The sequence below is a fragment of the Stenotrophomonas sp. YJH_SMC_80 genome, from assembly GCF_059372495.1.
In genome coordinates this window covers 138,544-155,846 of sequence record NZ_JCAFVP010000003.1, presented here as the reverse complement: position 1 = coordinate 155,846, position 17,303 = coordinate 138,544, and the positions used below count along the sequence as shown (strand labels likewise).

The 17,303-nt window shown below is 66.7% G+C and carries 14 protein-coding genes; 11 read left to right on the top strand and 3 right to left on the bottom strand.

The window, feature by feature from the left end:
- Positions 1 to 69: 69 nt before the first annotated feature.
- The 9 genes from bamA (at position 70) to AC5P99_RS06415 (ending at position 12,937) form a co-directional block, all read left to right on the top strand.
- Entirely contained in the window at positions 70 to 2,433 is a 2,364-nt protein-coding gene (gene bamA / locus AC5P99_RS06455) for an outer membrane protein assembly factor BamA (protein WP_049451313.1), read from the top strand.
- A gap of 470 nt (positions 2,434 to 2,903) precedes the next feature.
- Complete coding sequence (gene lpxD, locus AC5P99_RS06450) at positions 2,904 to 3,926, top strand: UDP-3-O-(3-hydroxymyristoyl)glucosamine N-acyltransferase (protein ID WP_005408738.1); 1,023 nt, start codon at positions 2,904 to 2,906, stop codon at positions 3,924 to 3,926.
- On the top strand, positions 3,923 to 4,381 hold the full coding sequence (gene fabZ, locus AC5P99_RS06445) for a 3-hydroxyacyl-ACP dehydratase FabZ (RefSeq protein ID WP_005408737.1): 459 nt from the start codon (positions 3,923 to 3,925) through the stop codon (positions 4,379 to 4,381). Before lpxD ends, fabZ begins: the two co-directional genes overlap by 4 nt.
- A gap of 16 nt (positions 4,382 to 4,397) precedes the next feature.
- Positions 4,398 to 5,189, top strand: coding sequence for an acyl-ACP--UDP-N-acetylglucosamine O-acyltransferase (gene lpxA / locus AC5P99_RS06440; RefSeq protein WP_005412736.1), 792 nt, complete (start codon positions 4,398 to 4,400; stop codon positions 5,187 to 5,189).
- A 53-nt stretch (positions 5,190 to 5,242) separates the two neighbouring features.
- The gene (lpxB, locus tag AC5P99_RS06435) at positions 5,243 to 6,445 is read left to right on the top strand and encodes a lipid-A-disaccharide synthase (RefSeq protein WP_043034888.1); all 1,203 of its coding nucleotides are present in this window, start codon (positions 5,243 to 5,245) and stop codon (positions 6,443 to 6,445) included.
- Positions 6,442 to 7,113: a ribonuclease HII gene (gene rnhB, locus AC5P99_RS06430; protein WP_005408734.1), complete on the top strand. Its 672-nt coding sequence runs from the start codon at positions 6,442 to 6,444 to the stop codon at positions 7,111 to 7,113. Before lpxB ends, rnhB begins: the two co-directional genes overlap by 4 nt.
- A 228-nt stretch (positions 7,114 to 7,341) precedes the next feature.
- The gene (gene dnaE, locus AC5P99_RS06425; RefSeq protein WP_005412734.1) at positions 7,342 to 10,932 is read left to right on the top strand and encodes a DNA polymerase III subunit alpha; all 3,591 of its coding nucleotides are present in this window, start codon (positions 7,342 to 7,344) and stop codon (positions 10,930 to 10,932) included.
- 62 nt (positions 10,933 to 10,994) lie between these two features.
- A complete protein-coding gene (locus tag AC5P99_RS06420; protein WP_149500885.1) occupies positions 10,995 to 11,864 on the top strand; it encodes a hypothetical protein in 870 nt (289 codons plus the stop codon).
- A 113-nt stretch (positions 11,865 to 11,977) separates the two neighbouring features.
- Positions 11,978 to 12,937: an acetyl-CoA carboxylase carboxyltransferase subunit alpha gene (locus tag AC5P99_RS06415; RefSeq protein ID WP_005408731.1), complete on the top strand. Its 960-nt coding sequence runs from the start codon at positions 11,978 to 11,980 to the stop codon at positions 12,935 to 12,937.
- Between the two features lie 210 nt (positions 12,938 to 13,147).
- Here AC5P99_RS06415 and AC5P99_RS06410 read toward each other — a convergent pair whose 3' ends face one another.
- Positions 13,148 to 13,603 (bottom strand): CopD family protein, encoded by a 456-nt coding sequence (locus tag AC5P99_RS06410; RefSeq protein ID WP_005408730.1) that lies wholly within the window; start codon positions 13,601 to 13,603, stop codon positions 13,148 to 13,150.
- 187 nt (positions 13,604 to 13,790) lie between these two features.
- Between AC5P99_RS06410 and AC5P99_RS06405 the strand changes: the two genes are divergently transcribed.
- A complete protein-coding gene (locus AC5P99_RS06405; RefSeq protein ID WP_005408729.1) occupies positions 13,791 to 14,381 on the top strand; it encodes a class I SAM-dependent DNA methyltransferase in 591 nt (196 codons plus the stop codon).
- 93 nt (positions 14,382 to 14,474) lie between these two features.
- Entirely contained in the window at positions 14,475 to 15,782 is a 1,308-nt protein-coding gene (locus AC5P99_RS06400; protein ID WP_005408728.1) for a polyhydroxyalkanoate depolymerase, read from the top strand.
- Positions 15,783 to 15,890: 108 nt separating this feature from the next.
- Here the strand turns inward: AC5P99_RS06400 and AC5P99_RS06395 are convergent, their stop codons facing one another.
- A complete protein-coding gene (locus AC5P99_RS06395; protein WP_049395934.1) occupies positions 15,891 to 16,880 on the bottom strand; it encodes a sensor domain-containing protein in 990 nt (329 codons plus the stop codon).
- Complete coding sequence (locus tag AC5P99_RS06390; RefSeq protein WP_049395935.1) at positions 16,877 to 17,242, bottom strand: PadR family transcriptional regulator; 366 nt, start codon at positions 17,240 to 17,242, stop codon at positions 16,877 to 16,879. The genes AC5P99_RS06395 and AC5P99_RS06390 overlap by 4 nt, the downstream gene beginning before the upstream one ends.
- Positions 17,243 to 17,303 lie beyond the last annotated feature (61 nt).

The following is a 17,303-nucleotide window of genomic DNA, read 5'->3' as shown; positions in this document are numbered from 1 at the left end:
TCCACGTTGTTGCCGTCTACAGCGTCGGCATCCCGCACCAATGAAATCGACCTTCCTACCGGACGTGACATGACGCGACTCCCCAATCGCCGCCTGCTGGCCCTCGCCCTCGCCGCCGTCACCGGCGCTCCCGCCCTGGCCCAGGCAGCCGAGCCCTTCACTGTCAGCGACATCCGCGTCGATGGCCTGCAGCGCATCAGCTCGGGCACGGTGTTCACCTACCTGCCGGTGGAACGGGGCGAGACGATCACCGACAACAAGGTCGGCGAGACCATCCGCGCGCTGTACAAGACCGGCTTCTTCGAAGACGTGCAGCTGGACCGCCAGGGCAGCATCCTGGTGGTGACCGTCAAGGAACGCCCGGCGATCAACAAGCTGACCGTGACCGGCAACAAGGACATCAAGTCCGAGCAGCTGCTCAAGGGCCTGTCCGACATCGGCCTGACCGAGGGCGGCACCTTCGACCGCCTGAGCCTGGACCGCGTGACCCAGGAACTGCGCCGCCAGTACAACGACCGCGGCAAGTACACCGTCGAGATCACCCCGACCGTGAGCCCGCTGGACCGCAACCGCGTGGACATCGCGATCGCCATCAAGGAAGGCAAGGCGGCCAAGATCCGCCACGTCAACCTGGTCGGCACCGAGAAGTTCGAGAGCAAGGACATCCTGGAGACCTGGGAGTCCAAGGAGCACAACTGGGCGTCGTGGTACCGCCGTGACGACCAGTACTCCAAGGAAAAGCTGTCCGGCGACCTGGAAAAGCTCAACTCGTGGTACCTGGACCGCGGCTACGTCGACTTCAGCATCGATTCCACCCAGGTCTCGATCAGCCCCGACAAGCGCGACATGTTCCTCACCGCGGGCGTGACCGAGGGTGCGCAGTACAAGATCTCCGAGATCAAGGTCAGCGGCGACACCATCCTTCCGCAGGAGGACGTCGAGCGCATGGTGATCCAGAAGCCGGGCGACACGTTCTCGCGTGCCCTGCTGGAATTCAGCTCGGACACCATCACCAACTCGCTGTCCAACATCGGCTACGCGTTCGCCAAGGTGAACCCGATCCCGACCACCAACCGTGCCGAACAGACGGTAGGGATCAACATGCAGGTCGTGCCCGGCCCGCGCGTGTCGGTGCGTCGCATCCTGTTCCGTGGCAACACCCGCACCTCCGACGAAGTGATGCGTCGCGAAATGCGCCAGTTCGAGAACAGCTGGTACTCGCAGGCCGCGATCGACCGCTCCAAGATCCGCCTGCAGCGCCTGGGCTACTTCGAGTCGGTGGACGTCGAGACCCCGGCCGTCAGCGGCAGCAACGACCAGGTCGACGTCGTCTACAACGTCAAGGAAACCACCTCCGGCAGCTTCGTGTTCGGCCTGGGCTATTCGCAGTCCTACGGCATGACCACCTCGGTGCAGCTGTCGCAGAACAACTTCCTCGGCGGCGGCAACCGCGTGTCGGTCGAAGCCTCGCGCAGCAGCTACCTGCAGCGCTACGGCTTCAGCTACACCAACCCGTACTTCACCGACGACGGCGTTTCGCTGGGCTACAACCTGTCCTGGCGTGAACTGGACTACTCCGACTTCAACACCGCGCAGTACAACAGCACCAATGGTTCTGCGCAGGTGGTGTTCGGCGTGCCGCTGACCGAGACCGACACCGTCTCGCTGATGTTCGGCATCGACAGCAACCAGATCACCACATATCGCAACTCGACCCCGGACTCGATCATCGATTACATCGATGCGGTCGGTACCCGCACCTTCCATGCCTGGCGTACCGAGCTGGGCTGGGCGCGCGACTCGCGCAACGATTACTTCATGCCGACCCGCGGTACCTACCAGCGCGTCGGCCTGGAAACCACGCTGCCTGGCTCGACCATCGAGTACTACAAGCTGAACTACCAGATCAGCAAGTACTGGCCGATCATGCCGTCGCTGGTGATCAACACCCGCGCCGAAGTGGGCTACGGCGATGCCTACGGCAAGGACTACACCCGCACGATCACCGACGCCGACGGCAAAACCCGTACCGTCACCGCCAGCGGCCTGCCGTTCTTCGAGAACTTCTACGCCGGTGGTACCAACTCGGTACGTGGCTTCGAGGACAACACCCTCGGTCCGCGCGAAGTAACCCAGGGTTATCCGGAAGGCCAGCCGCTGGGTGGTTCGCTGAAGACCGTCGGTTCGGTTGAAGCCTACTTCCCGCGCCTGTTCGACAGCCCATCGGCCCGCGTGTCGGCCTTTGTCGACTTCGGTAACGTCTACAACGGCACCAAGAACTTCAAGGCCAACGAACTGCGCGTCTCCACCGGTGTCGCCCTGCTGTGGCGCGCCCCGGTCGGCCCGATCTCGATCAGCTACGCCTTCCCGCTGAAGAAGGAAGACGGCGACAAGATCGAACGCCTGCAATTTACCTTCGGCGGTCAGTTCTAAGAGCTGACCACCGAAGGTGCGCCGCGGCTTGCTGTCGCAAGCAGCGGGTCCCGACCTACCTCCTATCTCCCGCGCCATTGGCGCGCCCCCCTTAACAGAAGGGGGGCTCTCCACCAGACGGGGTGCGAATCGCCGGGCTCTGCCCGGCGTTTTCGTTTTTCAGATGACACTGCACGGCACGGGCTTTTGGCCGCGCTCGCGGGAAATTGTCCAGAGGCGGCGGGTGGCCCTGGACAGGACCGTTGGCGCCATGGGCCCGAGGCATGCCTCGGGCGGGTTGGGCAGGACGCCCAACCCCGGTCTTGCCGTGTGCGCAGGACAGCGCACACGAGCAAGGCGCCATCGAGCACCATGGAGGGGCTTTTGCGTGTCCTGGCCAGGGCCACCCGCCGCCTCCCGCCCGTACCAGGCAGGCGCCAAGCCCTGCCCCCCCGCATGACCGCAATGGCGTCACACGTTAAACTCCCGCCGTGAATACTCCCACCTACACCGCCCAGCAACTCGCCGAGCAGTTCGGCCTGCAGGTCCATGGCGACCCCGCCACCGCCATCCACGGCGTGGCCACCCTCGCCCACGCCGGTCCTGGCCAGCTGACCTTCCTCGCCAATCCACGCTACCGCGCCCAGCTGGCCGACAGCCAGGCCTCGCTGGTCGTGCTGCGCGCCGACGACGCAGAGGCCGCCCCCGGCGCCGCGCTCGTGGCCAAGGACCCGTACACCACCTTCGCCAAGATCGCCGCGCTGTTCGACATCGCGCCCACGCGCCCACCGGGCATCCACCCCAGCGCCGTCATCGATCCCAGCGCCCAGGTCGCCGCCAGCGCCCACATCGGTCCCTTCGTCTCCATCGGCGCGCGCAGCGTGGTCGGCGAGAACTGCATCATCGGCACCGGCAGCGTGATCGGCGAAGACTGCAGCCTGGACAGCGGCTGCGAACTGATCGCCCGGGTCACCCTGGTCACCCGGGTCAAGCTCGGCAAGCGCGTGCGCGTGCACCCCGGTGCCGTGCTCGGTGCCGATGGCTTCGGCCTGGCGATGGACGCCGGCAAGTGGATCAAGGTGCCGCAGCTCGGCGGCGTGCGCATCGGCGACGATTGCGAAATCGGCGCCAACACCTGCGTCGACCGTGGTGCACTGGAAGACACCGTGCTGGACGAAGACGTGCGCCTGGACAACCTGGTACAGATCGCGCACAACGTGCAGATCGGTGCGCACTCGGCCATCGCCGGCTGCACCGGCATCGCCGGCAGCGCCAGGATCGGCCGTTACTGCCTGCTCGGCGGCCACGTCGGTGTGGTCGGCCACCTCGAGATCTGCGACAAGGTCGTGATCACCGGCAAGTCGGTGGTCCGCAATTCCATCCATGAGCCGGGCGAGTACTCGTCCGGCACCCCGTTGACCGACAACCGCACGTGGCGCAAGAACGCCGCGCGCTTCAAGCAGCTGGACGCATTGGCTCGCCGCGTCCTGGCTGCTGGCAAGGAGAAAGAATGAACGACACGCTGCAGCTTCCGATCGACGTCTGCCAGATCCAGGAACTGCTCCCGCACCGCTACCCGTTCCTGCTGGTGGACCGGGTGCTTGAGCTCGACATCGACGCCAAGCGCATCCTGGCGCAGAAGAACGTCAGCATCAACGAGCCGTTCTTCCAGGGTCACTTCCCGGGCCGCCCGATCATGCCCGGCGTGCTGATCATCGAAGCGCTGGCCCAGGCCGGTGGCGTGATGACCCAGCTGACGCTTGGCCGCGATGCGCAGTCCAAGCTGTTCTACATGGTCAAGGTGGAAAACGCCCGCTTCAACAAGCAGGTCGTGCCCGGCGACGTGCTGATGCTGGATGTGCAGATGAAGCGCCTGATCCGCAACATGGGCTGGTACTACGGCGAGGCCAAGGTCAACGGTGAAGTCGTTGCCTCGGCCGAGGTCATGTGCGCCGGTGCCAAGGGCTGATCCACGGGAGGCAGCAATGACTGACAACGCACCACGGATCCACCCGACTGCCGTCATCGATCCGGCCGCGCGCCTGGCCGACGACGTCCAGGTCGGCGCGTTCACCCTGATCGGTGCCGATGTGGAAATCGGCGCCGGCACAGTGGTCGGCCCCCATTGCAGCATCCACGGCCCGACCAGGATCGGCCGTGACAACCGCTTCATCGGCCACGCCGCGATCGGTGGCGAGCCGCAGGACAAGAAGTTCGCTGGCGAACGCACCGAACTGGTGATCGGCGACCGCAACGTGTTCCGCGAGTTCGTCACCCTGAACCGTGGCACCGGCGGCGGCGGCGGCATCACCACCATCGGCAACGACAACTGGATGCTGGCCTACACGCACGTGGCGCACGACTGCCATGTCGGCAACTTCTGCGTGTTCTCCAACAACACCACCCTGGCCGGCCACGTGACCGTGGGCGACTACGTGATCATCAGCGGCTTCGCCGGTGCCCACCAGTTCTGCCGCATCGGTGCCCACGCCTTCCTCGGCATGGGCGCGCTGACCAACGGCGACGTTCCGCCGTTCACCATGGTCGGCACCGATTCGCTGGGCCGCCCGCGCGGCATCAACAGCGAAGGCCTGAAGCGTCGTGGCTTCGACGCCGAGCGCATCTCCGCCATCAAGCGCGCCTACCGCACCCTGTACGTGGCGGGCCTGCCGCTGGCCGAAGCCAAGGTGCAGCTGACCGAACAGGCACGCGACAGCGATGACGTGAAGGCCATGCTGGACTTCATCGAGCACGCTGAGAGGCCCTTGCTGCGATGAGCAGCACGACCGGCCAGGCGCCGGCCGGCGCCGCCGTGATTCCGCTGGCCTCGATGGCCGGCAGCGTCCCCGCGCAGCGGGTGCTCAGCGAGCGCCCGTTGCGGATCGCTCTGGTGGCCGGTGAGGCCTCCGGTGATCTGCTGGGTGCGGGCCTGGTGCGCGAGCTGAAGGCACGCTTTCCGAATGCCGAATTCGCCGGCATCGGTGGCGATGCCATGCGCAGCGCCGGCTGCCTGACCTGGCACGATGCCAGCGAGCTGGCGGTGATGGGCCTGACCGAAGTGCTGCGCCACCTGCCACGCCTGCTGAAACTGCGTTCCGCGTTCCGCCAGCGTGCACTGGAATGGCAGCCGGACGTGTTCATCGGCATCGACGCGCCCGACTTCAACCTGGGCATCGAACGCTGGCTGAAGCAGCGCGGCGTGCGCACCGTGCACTACGTCAGCCCCTCGGTCTGGGCCTGGCGCGAGAAGCGCGCCGAGAAGATCGGCAGCAGTGCCGACCTGGTGCTGTGCCTGTTCCCGATGGAACCCCCGATCTATGCCAGGCACGGCATCGACGCGCGCTTCGTTGGCCATCCGATGGCCGATGACATCCCCCTGCAGGGCAACCGCGAGGAAGCGCGCGCCGCGCTTGGCCTGCCGACCTCGGCCAAGGTGCTGGCGGTGCTGCCAGGCAGCCGCCTGGGCGAAATCTCGCGCCTCGGTGAACCGTTCTTCGAGGCCGCCTGGCAGGTCTCCGAGCGCATCCCCGGCCTGCACGTGGTAGTGCCTGCCGCCAACCCGGCCTGCAAGCGCCTGATCGAAGAGCAGCTTTCACGCTCGGCGCTGCCGGTAGCCTTCTCGCATGTACTCGACGGTGAGGCGCGCAACGCGATGATCGCCGCCGATGTGGTGGTGCTGGCCTCGGGCACCGCGACGCTGGAGGCGATGCTGGTCAAGCGGCCGATGGTGGTCGGTTACCGCGTCAACGAGCTGACCTACCGCCTGGTCAAGGCGCTGGGCCTGATCAAGGTCGACCGCTTTGCCCTGCCCAACATCCTGGCGGGCCAGGACCTGGCACCGGAACTGATGCAGCACGACTGCACGCCGGACAAGCTGGCGGCGGCCATCCAGCAATGGTTCGACCACCCGCAGCGGGTGACCGACCTGCAGGACACCTATGCCCGCCTGCATCAACGACTGCGCCGCAATGCCTCGGCCCGCGCGGCCGACGCTGTGGGCGAGCTGTTGATGCGCGACCAGGCCCAGGCATGAGCCGCCGCCATGCCGCAGCGGCCAGCCTGGCCCTGTTCGACGGTGCCGCCGTGGTCGAGCCGGAGCGTCTGGTCGCCGGCGTCGACGAAGCCGGCCGCGGTCCGCTGGCCGGACCGGTCGCGGTGGCGGCGGTGGTGTTCGACCCGGCACGGCCACGCATCAACGGCCTGGACGATTCCAAGCAACTCACCGCAGCCCGCCGCGAGCAACTGCATGACCGCATCATCGAACGTGCACTGGCCTGGCACGTGGTGCTGGTGGACGTGGAGACCATCGACCGCCTGAACATCTACCAGGCCACCCTGCAGGGCATGCGTGACGTCGTTGCAGCGGTCGCCCACGTGGCCGGCTTCGCCCGCATCGACGGCAACGTGGTGCCCAAGGGCCTGGTACTGCCGGCGCAGGCGCTGGTCGGCGGTGATGGCATCGACCGCGCGATCATGGCCGCCTCGATCCTGGCCAAGGTCTCGCGCGACCGCTACATGCAGGACGTGCATGCCCGCCACCCGCAATACGGCTTCGAGCAGCACAAGGGCTACGGCACCCCGGCCCATCTGGCCGCCCTGCGCGAGCACGGCCCCTGCATGGAGCACCGGCGCAGCTTCGCCCCGGTGCGCGAGTGCCTGGAAAACCCGGCAGCTGTGACCGCAGACATCGCAATCGCCTGAGTCGCCTGAACGGTCGCTGCACCCGGCTGCGAAAGCAGGGTCAGGCGGGGCCCGCGGTTTGCCAGCGAACCGTGGGGAGCGATAGCGCGGATGCGATATCGCATGCCGTCAAGAGCTTGTCGCGCCCTCCAGCCCTCGCTACCCTGACCGGGCACTCCAGCGCTTCCCGACCCCGGCGACGATTCCCCCGTCAGCACCCGGGGCCCGCGCGCTCCAACCTGGTCCGGCATGTCCAACTCCCGCTTCGTACATCTCCACGTCCACACCGAGTTCTCGCTGGCGGACTCCACCATCCGTGTGCCGGCCAAGCCGGACCAGGCGGACCCGAAGAAGGCCAAGCAGGCCAACCTGCTGTCACGCTCGGTCGAACTCGGCCTGCCCGCGCTGGCGGTGACCGACCTCAACAACCTGTTCGCCCTGGTCAAGTTCTACAAGGCGGCCGAAGGCGTGGGCATCAAGCCTATCGCCGGCGCCGACGTGCTGATCGCCGAGGAAGGGCAGGATCCGTGGCGGATGACCCTGCTGTGCCGCGACCGCGAGGGCTACCTGAGCCTGTCGCGGCTGCTGACCCGCGCGTGGATGGAAGGCCATCGCCCCGAAGGCGGCGTGGCCATCCATCCGGACTGGCTGAAGGCCGGCAACGCCAACCTGTTCGCGCTGGCCGGCCGGCAGAGCCTGGCCGGGCGCCTGGCGCTGGACGGCAAGCATGAACTGGCCGAGCAGCAACTGGCCGATTGGCAGCGCGTGTTCGGCGATGGCCTGCACCTGGAGCTGACCCGCACCGGCCGCGAGGGCGAGGAAACCTTCAACCAGTTCGCGCTGATGGCCGCCGGCCAGCGTGGCCTGCCGGTGGTGGCCAGCAATGATGTGCGCTTCCTGGCGCCCACCGATTTCAGCGCGCACGAAGCGCGCGTGTGCATTTCCACCGGCCGCGTGCTGGACGACCCCAAGCGCCCGCGCGAGTACAGCGACCAGCAGTACCTGAAATCGGCCGAAGAGATGTGTGCGCTGTTCGCCGACATTCCCGATGCCATCGACAACACGCTGGCGCTGGCCGAGCGCTGCAACATCGAGATGCGGCTGGGCACCTACTTCCTGCCCAATTACCCGGTCCCCGACGACGAGACCCTGGACACCTGGATCCAGAAGATGTCGCGCGACGGCCTGGAAGAGCGACTGGAGAAGAATCCGCTGGCGCCGGGCAAGACCCGCGAAGATTATTTCGAGCGCCTGGAGTTCGAGCTCAACACCATCATCAAGATGGGTTTCCCCGGCTACTTCCTGATCGTGGCCGACTTCATCCAGTGGGGCAAGAACCAGGGCATCCCGATCGGCCCGGGCCGTGGTTCGGGTGCCGGTTCGCTGGTGGCGTGGGCGCTGAAGATCACCGATCTGGACCCACTGCCGTACAACCTGCTGTTCGAGCGCTTCCTGAACCCGGAACGCGTGTCGATGCCCGACTTCGACATCGACTTCTGCATGGACCGCCGCGACGAGGTGATCGACTACGTCGCGCGCAAGTACGGGCGCGAGCGCGTCAGCCAGATCATCACCTACGGCACCATGGCCGCCAAGGCGGTGGTGCGCGACTCCGGGCGCGTGCTCGGCTTCCCGTACGGCCTGGTCGACGGTGTTTCCAAGCTGATCCCGAACATCCTCGGCATCCACCTGAAGGATGCACTGGGCAAGGGCAAGGAAGGCCCCAGCTCGGAAATGGCGTCGCCGGAACTGATCCAGCGCTACGAGACCGAGGACGATGTCCGCGACCTGATCGACTTGGCGCTGCAGCTGGAAGACCTGACCCGCAACGCCGGCAAGCACGCTGGTGGCGTGGTGATCGGGCCCGAACCGCTGAGCGAGTTCTGCCCGCTGTACGCCGAACACGACGAGAACGGTCTCGGCAAGAACCCGGTCACCCAGTTCGACAAGAACGACGTGGAAGAAGTGGGCCTGGTGAAGTTCGACTTCCTCGGCCTGCGCACGCTGACCATCATCGACTGGGCGGTGAAGGCGATCAACAAGCGCCATGAGCGCGCCGGCATCCCGCCGGTGGACATCGCCGCGATTCCGCTGGACGACACGCCCACCTACAAGGACATCTTCGCCAACGGCAATACGGGCGCAGTGTTCCAGTTCGAATCCTCGGGCATGCGCCGCCTGCTGAAGGACGCGCGCCCCGATCGTTTCGAAGACCTGATCGCGCTGGTGTCGCTGTACCGCCCCGGCCCGATGGACCTGATTCCCTCCTTCAATGCGCGTAAGCACGGCCAGGAAGAAATCATCTATCCCGATCCGCGCACCGAAGCGATCCTGAAAGACACCTACGGCATCATGGTGTACCAGGAGCAGGTGATGCAGATGGCGCAGATCGTCGGCGGCTACTCGCTGGGCGGCGCCGACCTGCTGCGCCGTGCGATGGGCAAGAAGGTGCCGGCCGAAATGGCCAAGCACCGCGAGATCTTCCGCGAAGGTGCGGCCAAGGACGGCGTGGACGAAGCCAAGGCCGACGCGATCTTCGACCTGATGGAGAAGTTCGCCGGCTACGGCTTCAACAAGTCGCACGCCGCCGCCTACGCGCTGGTCAGTTACCAGACCGCATGGCTGAAACGCCATTACCCGGCCGAGTTCATGGCGGCCACGCTGTCGTCCGATCTGGACAACACCGACAAGGTGGTCGGCTTCCTCGACGAGGTGCGCAACCTCGGCCTGACCGTGCTGCCGCCCAAGGTGAACCAGTCGGCCTTCATGTTCGAAGCGGTGACCCCGGACACCATCCAGTACGGCCTCGGTGCGATCAAGGGCGTCGGCCAGGGTGCCTGCGAGGCGGTGGTCGAGGAGCGGCTGAAGGGCGGCCCGTTCAAGGACCTGCTCGACTTCTGCACCCGCGTCGGCTCGGCCAAGCTCAACCGGCGCACGCTGGAAGCGATGATCAACTGTGGTGCGTTGGACGAGCTTGGCCGCAACCGTGCCTCGCTGATGCTGCAGCTGCCGGAGGTGATCAAGGCTACCGACCAGATGGCCCGCGAGCGCGCTTCGGGACAGAACTCGCTGTTCGGTGGCCCGGACCCGAGCGCGACCACGATCCAGCTGGATCTGCCCGAAGCCGAAGAATGGCCGCTGCTGCAGCGCCTCAACGGCGAGCGCGACACGCTGGGCTTCTATCTCAGTGGCCACCCGTTCGATCCATGGCGCGACGATGTACGCGATCTGGTCGGCAACGACCTGGGTTCGGTGGAGAAGATCTGGAGCGCCAACAGCGGTGGTGGTGGCGGCGGCGAAAAGCGCTGGCGCCCGGAAGTACAGACCGTGCTGGCCGGCCAGGTGGTCGGTGTGCGTCGCAAGGGCGAGAGCCAGATCTTCATCCAGCTGGAAGATGGCCGCGGCCGCGTCGAGTGCAGCGCGTTCTCCGACGCGATGGCCGAGTTCGGGCACCTGATGACCAAGGACCGCATCCTGGTGGTCAAGGGCGGCCTGCGCGAGGACGAGTTCAACGGTGGCTACGCATTGCGCATCCGCCAGTGCTGGGACTTCGACGAAGTCTGCGCCAACTACGCCACGCGGCTGTCGCTGCGCCTGGACCTGCGCCAGCAGCGCCCGGTCTGGGAGCGCGTCAATGCGCTGCTGGATCGCCATCGCCCGGGGCGCACGCCGCTGCGCCTGGACCTGCTGCTGAAGGGCCCGCACGGCGGCGTCGCCGGCATGCTCGATGTTTCCGGGCAGAGCGCGGTGCGCATCGATTCCAAGTTGATGGAGGCGCTGCGCGCCGACCCCGCCGTACGCACGCTGAAAGTGCGCTACAGCCCACCGTGGGCCAGCTGAGGCTGGCTCTGGTTTTCCTGACCCTCCTGCTTTCCCGTTCCAGTCATCAAGGACGATTGCCAATGAAGACCCTGCTGTTCCCGTTCGCCGCCGCGCTGGCCCTGGCCGCCTGTTCGCCCTCGAAGGTCGAGTTCCAGATCGACAACCCGACCGATGCGCCGCTGGCCCTGAGCATCGATGGCAAGGACCTGCCGGTGGCCGCACAGGGCTCGCGCCCGATCTCGCTCGCTGTCGGTGAGCACCGCCTGCACACCGACAAACTGGGCGACGTGCGCTTCATCGTCTACGTCGATGGCCGTGGCGGCCTGATCAACCCGACCCTGAGCGAGTACGTGATCGCCCGCGAGGTCTATGTCACCGACGAGAGCAAGCTGAAGAACTTCGGCGTCGGCAACAAGGGCATCGAACTTGGCGGGGTCGACTTCGAAGGCCCGTTCGAAAAGAGCCACGACCTGTTCATCGACAAGACCTGGACCTACGGCGTGCGCGAGCCCTTCCCGAAGGAAAAGGTGGTGGCCCACGTCGACGCCAGCGGCGGCCAGATCGTGGCCAAGGTGTTCACCGCCACGGACTTCATCGCTTACGTGGAAGAAGGCATGGGCGAGCCCGGCGCGTTCAAGCGCGAGCAGCCGGCTGGCTACGTGGCCCCGGCGTTCAGCCTGGAACCGGCCCCGGCCAGCCTGCCGGCGCTGGTGCCGGCCTTCGAGGCCCACGCCGCGCCGCTGCGCGAGGTCTATACGCGCTGGCTGAAGGCGACCACCGCCGATGAACAGAAGGCGCTGCGCAAGCAGGACTTCGCTGCGCAGATGGCCTTCACCTCGGCCACCGCCACGCTGGGCAGCGGGCTGGGCCGTGACGCCAACGAGGCCTACAACGACTTCGTTTCCCAGCGCAGCCAGCTGATGGGCCGCAGCGCCCTGGTGGTGCCCTGAGCTGACTGGCGCGCCCCGCCCGGCTGCGCTACCGTCGCCTTCCAGACGAAGGCGTACGGGTGGTTTGCGCGCATTCGGCTAGAATTCCCCTCTTCTTTACACGACGGCTTCCGATGAATCCGAACTACCTCGACTTCGAGCAACCCATCGCCGACCTGGAAGCCAAGATCCAGGAACTGCGCAACGCCAGTGCCGGGCCGGCGGTCAATGTCGAGGCGGAAGTGCACGCGCTGCAGGACAAGCTGCGCATGCGCACCGCGCAGATCTTCCGCAACCTGACCTCGTGGCAGGTGCTGCAGCTGGCCCGTCATCCGTCGCGCCCGTACACCGCCGACTACCTCCGCGTCATGTTCGATGAGTTCCAGGAGCTGGCCGGCGACCGTGCCTTCGCCGACGACAAGGCGATCATGGGTGGCCTGGCCCGCATCAACGGCCGTGCAGTGATGGTGATCGGCCACCAGAAGGGCCGTGACACCAAGGAGAAGATCAAGCGCAACTTCGGCATGCCCAAGCCGGAGGGCTACCGCAAGGCCCTGCGCCTGATGAAGATGGCCGAGCGCTTCGGCCTGCCGGTGCTGACCCTGATCGACACCGCTGGCGCCTGGCCGGGCATCGACGCCGAATCGCGCGGCCAGTCCGAAGCGATCGCGCGCAACCTGATCGAGATGGCCGAACTGAAGGTGCCGATCATCTGCACCGTGATCGGTGAAGGCGGCTCAGGCGGCGCGCTGGCGCTGGGCGTGGGCGACCGCACCGTGATGCTGGAATACGCGGTGTACTCGACCATCACCCCGGAAGGGTGCGCCTCGATCCTGTGGAAGGACGCCGGCAAGGCCAAGGACGCGGCCGAACAGCTGGGCCTGACCGCCCCGCGCCTGAAGAGCCTGGGCCTGGTCGACAAGGTCGTGCGCGAGCCCACCGGCGGCGCCCACCGCAACCCGACGCAGATGGCCAAGCGCCTGAAGGCGGTGCTGCTGAACGAGCTGGATGCGCTGGACAAGCTGTCCACCGAACAGCTGCTGGAGCAGCGCTACGCGCGCCTGCGCAGCTACGGCACGTACGAAGCAGCCTGACGTAGTGCCGGCCGCTGGCCAGCATGCAGGTAGGCCTGGTAGTGCCGGCCGCTGGCCGGCATGCAGGTAGGCCTGGTAGTGCCGGCCGCTGGCCGGCAACACGCAGGTGATTGCAGAAACGAAAGCGCCGGGCATTTGCCCGGCGCTTTCGTTTGCGCCCTGACGGCATCCACGCATGGCGTGGATCTACCGGGTGCAGATGACCCCGCCTCAGAACGGCTTGGCCAGCACCAGCCATACGATCGGAATGAAGGCCAGCAGCGGGATCTCGTTGATCCAGCGCAGCGCGCGCGACGACGGCAGCGCCCTGCCCTTGGCCACGCCCTTGAGCAGGCGGCCGATCCAGCCGAAGTACACCAGCAGCAGCACCACCAGTCCCAGCTTGGCATGCAGCCAGCCGGCGCCACCAGGCGCGACCATGGTCGGGAAATCGGGGATGACCTTGTAGCCCAGCCACAGCACCAGGCCCAGCAGGAATGCCAGGCCGAACATCGAGTGGCCGAAGCGGTACAGGCGCAGGCCCATCAGCTGCAGGCGCTCGGTCACCGCCGGCTGGCCCGCAGTCTCGGCCAGGTTCACCAGGATGCGCGGCAGGTAGAACACCGTGGCCATCCACGCCACCACGAACACGATGTGGAAGGTCTTGACCCAGTAGTAGCTCTGCATGCGCTCGCTCCGGCGGCTGGCGTAGATGGGTACCCATTGTCGCAGTAGAGCCACCCCATGGGTGGCTGCCGCGTCCAATCGCCGCAGCATGGCAGCCACCCATGGCGTGGCTCTACTGCAGGCCCGCCACACCCGGGGGCGCAACACCGTACGATAGGCGCCGTTTTCCCCGATCGCGCACCGCCCCATGGACAAGACCTACGACGCCGCCTATTTCCAACGCTGGTACCGCCGTGCCGACATCGGCGGCAGCGCCCGCCTGGCGCGAAAGGTCGCCCTGGCCGTGGCCAGTGCCGAGTACTACCTGGAACGACCGATCCGCAGCGTGCTGGACATCGGCTGCGGCGAAGGCGCCTGGCGCGCACCGCTGCTGAAGCTGCGTCCGAAGGTCGAATACCTCGGCTTCGACAGCAGCGAGTACGCTGTGCGCCGCTACGGCAGGACCCGCAACCTGCACATGGCCCGCTTCGGCGATTTCGCCTGGCTGCGGCCCTGTGCCCCGGTCGACCTGCTGGTCTGCTCGGACGTGATGCACTACGTGCCCGACCGCGAGCTGCGCGCCGGACTGGCCGGCGTGGCAGAGCTGACGGGCGGCGTGGCCTTCCTGGAGACCTTCGCCGCCGAGGACGCGTTCGAAGGCGACCACGACGGCTTCCAGGCGCGCCCGGCGCGTTGGTACCGCCGCACGCTGGCCCGGCATGGCCTGCAGCCGGTGGGGTCGCACTGCTGGCTCGGCCCCGCCCTGGCAGGCGATGCGGCCGCGCTGGAACGGATGTGAATCCAGATTCATTATTTTCAGCCGACTTAACCTGCGGGACACCCGGATGGGATATGCTGCGCGGCAACATATGACCATACATATTCGGTCGTCATGCTCTATCAACTGCACGAACTGACCCGCAACCTGCTCGCCCCCTGGGTGCACCAGGCTCAGGCCAACGCCAGGTTCTTCGCCAACCAGGGGCACTGGTGGTCGCAGATGCCCGGCGCTGATCGCCTGGCGGCGGTCAATGAACTCTTCCACCGCATCGGCAAGGATTACGAGAAGCCCGAGTGGGGCATCAACGAAATCGACGTCGATGGCGAACGCGTGCCGATCGTCGTGCACGAGGAAGTAAGCAAGCCGTTCTGCAAGCTGCTGCGCTTCAAGCGCCACAGCAATGAAGCCGACCAGCTGCACACCATGCTCAACCAGCCGTTCGTGCTGGTGGTAGCGCCGCTGTCAGGCCACCATGCCACGCTGCTGCGCGATACCGTGCGCACGCTGCTGCGCGACCACCGCGTGTACGTCACCGACTGGGTGGACGCGCGCATGGTGCCGGCCAGCGAAGGCGAATTCGGCCTGGACGACTACATCGCCTACATCCAGGAATTCATCCGCCACCTCGGTGTGGAGCGCCTGCACGTGGTGAGCGTGTGCCAGCCGACCGTACCGGTGCTGGCCGCGGTTTCGCTAATGGCCAGCCGTGGCGAACCGACGCCGCGCACGCTGGTGATGATGGGTGGCCCGATCGATGCGCGATGCAGCCCGACCGCAGTGAACAACCTGGCCACGCAGAACCCGCTGTCGTGGTTCGAGAACAACGTCATCCACACCGTGCCGGCCAGCTATCCCGGCGCCGGTCGCCGCGTGTACCCGGGCTTCCTGCAGCACGCCGGCTTTCTGTCGATGAACCCGAGCCGCCACTTCAGTTCGCACTGGGATTTCTATACCGACCTGGTCAAGGGCGACCTGGAAGACGCCGACGCGCACCGTCGTTTCTACGACGAGTACAACGCGGTGCTCGACATGCCGGCCAGGTACTACCTGGATACGATCCGCGTGGTGTTCCAGGACTTCCTGCTGCCGCGTGGTGAGTGGGTGGTCAACGGCGAGAAGGTCGATCCGTCGGCGATCCGCGATACCGCGCTGCTGAGCATCGAGGGCGAGCTGGACGATATCGCCGGCCTCGGCCAGACCGAAGCCGCACAGGCGCTGTGCACCGGCATCACTGCGGACCGCCGTGAGCATTTCATCGTCGAAGGTGCCGGCCACTACGGCATCTTCAGCGGCCGTCGCTGGCGCGAAGTGGTGTACCCGAAGGTGCGCGACTTCTTCGCCGCGCATGCCGAAGCACCGGCGGCGAAGGCCACGAAGAAGAAGAGCAACGTGACCCCGTTGCGGCGAAAGGCGGGCTGATTCCCGGCAGGGGTCGGTTCCCTTTCCAGCGGAAAGGGCTCTGACCCCAGCATGATGGGATCCGGGGTCAGAGCCCTGTTCTGCGAACAGGATCCGACCCCTGGCCTGTTACAACCGCACCAGCAGGTTCTTGGCGATCAGCCCATGCAGCTTGCCGATGCCGCGTGCCAGATGCATCGTCAGCAGCAGCAGCAGCGCGCCCGCCGCAGCAACCGTGATCGCCACCAGCGGCGATGCAGCCATCGGCAGTACGTTCACGCCATCGACGTACACGCCCGGAATGTCGCCACTGAAGATCGCCGCGACCGGCGCCCAGATCAGGCTCAGCGACAGCGACAGCAGCGTCACCGCGAGGGTGAAGTAGATGACGCCCAGCGGCAGCATCAGCACGAAGTACAGCAGGGTCAGCCAGGTGCGGCCATCGGTGAACATGTCGCCGATGCGCTGCAGCCAGGTGCGGCTGCGATCGGTGTAACGCGGACGGCGCGGCATGCGCTCGCCCAGCAGCGCTTCCACCAGCCGCCCTTCCAGCAGCGCCAGCCCGCGCACCGAGCCGAAGAACAGCACGGTCAGCGGAATGCCCACGATCAGGATCAGCAGGCCCAGCGACAGCGACAGGCCGGTCACCACCCAGGTGAAGAAGAAGATGCCGGTAGCCAGCGACAGCAGCATGTAGAACAGCGCACCGTAGGTGTGCGGATCGGTCACCACGCCGAAGAAACGCGCCAGCAGCGAGCGCTGCACCGGCGCCGGCGGCGGTGCGGCCGGCTCGACGCCACTGGCTTCGGCCGCTGCGCGCAGCACCGGTGCGGTATCCGCACGCGGCGTGCGCAGCGCGCGGTTCACCGTCACTTCGGTCTCGCGGTAGATCTCGGCCACTTCGTCCGGCGCGCCATAGCTACCGGCAACGTCGGCGATCACCTCGGCCTCGCTGCGGCCGGGCTGCGCCGCCAGCTCCGAGCGCAGGTATTCCTCGGCGTCGTACAGCGCGTCCTGCACCATCGCCGGGTCGGCACCTTCCAGCGCCACACGCAGCTGCGCCAGGTACTGCGGGATGGTCGTGGGCAGGGCTCGGCCTGCCAGGCTCGGGTCGTTCATTGCGGTACCCCCTCCAACACGGAATCGACGGAATCTCGGGTGGCCTGCCAGGCCTGGCGCCACTGCGCCAGCACGTCGCGGCCACGTTCGTTGATGCGGTAGTAGCGCCGCGGCGGACCGCTGCTGGACGGCTCCACGTGGCTTTCCAGCAGACCGGCAGCCTCCAGGTTGCGCAGCACCGGGTACAGCGCGCTCTGCTTGCCGCTCAGCACGCCCTCGCCCACCCGCTCCAGCTCCTTGGCAATGAGGTAGCCGTACAGCGGCTCCCCGGCCCGGGCCAGCACCGCCAGCAGGGCCAGCGACACCGTTCCGGCGCTCAGCTCCTTCTGGAACTTCTTCAGGTGGACATCGTCCTCGGACATGACCGGGCCTCCACTACGTTGAAGTCCACAGTAGTGCGAAGTTCGGTATAGCGAATGTGTC

What these genes read in the sequence shown, in the direction of transcription:
- AC5P99_RS06420 (WP_149500885.1), top strand. Translation starts at nt 10,995, where the DNA reads ATGAAGACCCTGCTGTTCCCGTTCGCCGCCGCGCTGGCCCTGGCCGCC.
- AC5P99_RS06415 (WP_005408731.1), top strand. Translation starts at nt 11,978, where the DNA reads ATGAATCCGAACTACCTCGACTTCGAGCAACCCATCGCCGACCTGGAA.
- lpxA (WP_005412736.1), top strand. Translation starts at nt 4,398, where the DNA reads ATGACTGACAACGCACCACGGATCCACCCGACTGCCGTCATCGATCCG.
- AC5P99_RS06400 (WP_005408728.1), top strand. Translation starts at nt 14,475, where the DNA reads ATGCTCTATCAACTGCACGAACTGACCCGCAACCTGCTCGCCCCCTGG.
- AC5P99_RS06390 (WP_049395935.1), bottom strand. Translation starts at nt 17,242, where the DNA reads ATGTCCGAGGACGATGTCCACCTGAAGAAGTTCCAGAAGGAGCTGAGC.
- AC5P99_RS06395 (WP_049395934.1), bottom strand. Translation starts at nt 16,880, where the DNA reads ATGAACGACCCGAGCCTGGCAGGCCGAGCCCTGCCCACGACCATCCCG.
- AC5P99_RS06405 (WP_005408729.1), top strand. Translation starts at nt 13,791, where the DNA reads ATGGACAAGACCTACGACGCCGCCTATTTCCAACGCTGGTACCGCCGT.
- AC5P99_RS06410 (WP_005408730.1), bottom strand. Translation starts at nt 13,603, where the DNA reads ATGCAGAGCTACTACTGGGTCAAGACCTTCCACATCGTGTTCGTGGTG.
- bamA (WP_049451313.1), top strand. Translation starts at nt 70, where the DNA reads ATGACGCGACTCCCCAATCGCCGCCTGCTGGCCCTCGCCCTCGCCGCC.
- lpxB (WP_043034888.1), top strand. Translation starts at nt 5,243, where the DNA reads ATGGCCGGCAGCGTCCCCGCGCAGCGGGTGCTCAGCGAGCGCCCGTTG.
- rnhB (WP_005408734.1), top strand. Translation starts at nt 6,442, where the DNA reads ATGAGCCGCCGCCATGCCGCAGCGGCCAGCCTGGCCCTGTTCGACGGT.
- fabZ (WP_005408737.1), top strand. Translation starts at nt 3,923, where the DNA reads ATGAACGACACGCTGCAGCTTCCGATCGACGTCTGCCAGATCCAGGAA.
- dnaE (WP_005412734.1), top strand. Translation starts at nt 7,342, where the DNA reads ATGTCCAACTCCCGCTTCGTACATCTCCACGTCCACACCGAGTTCTCG.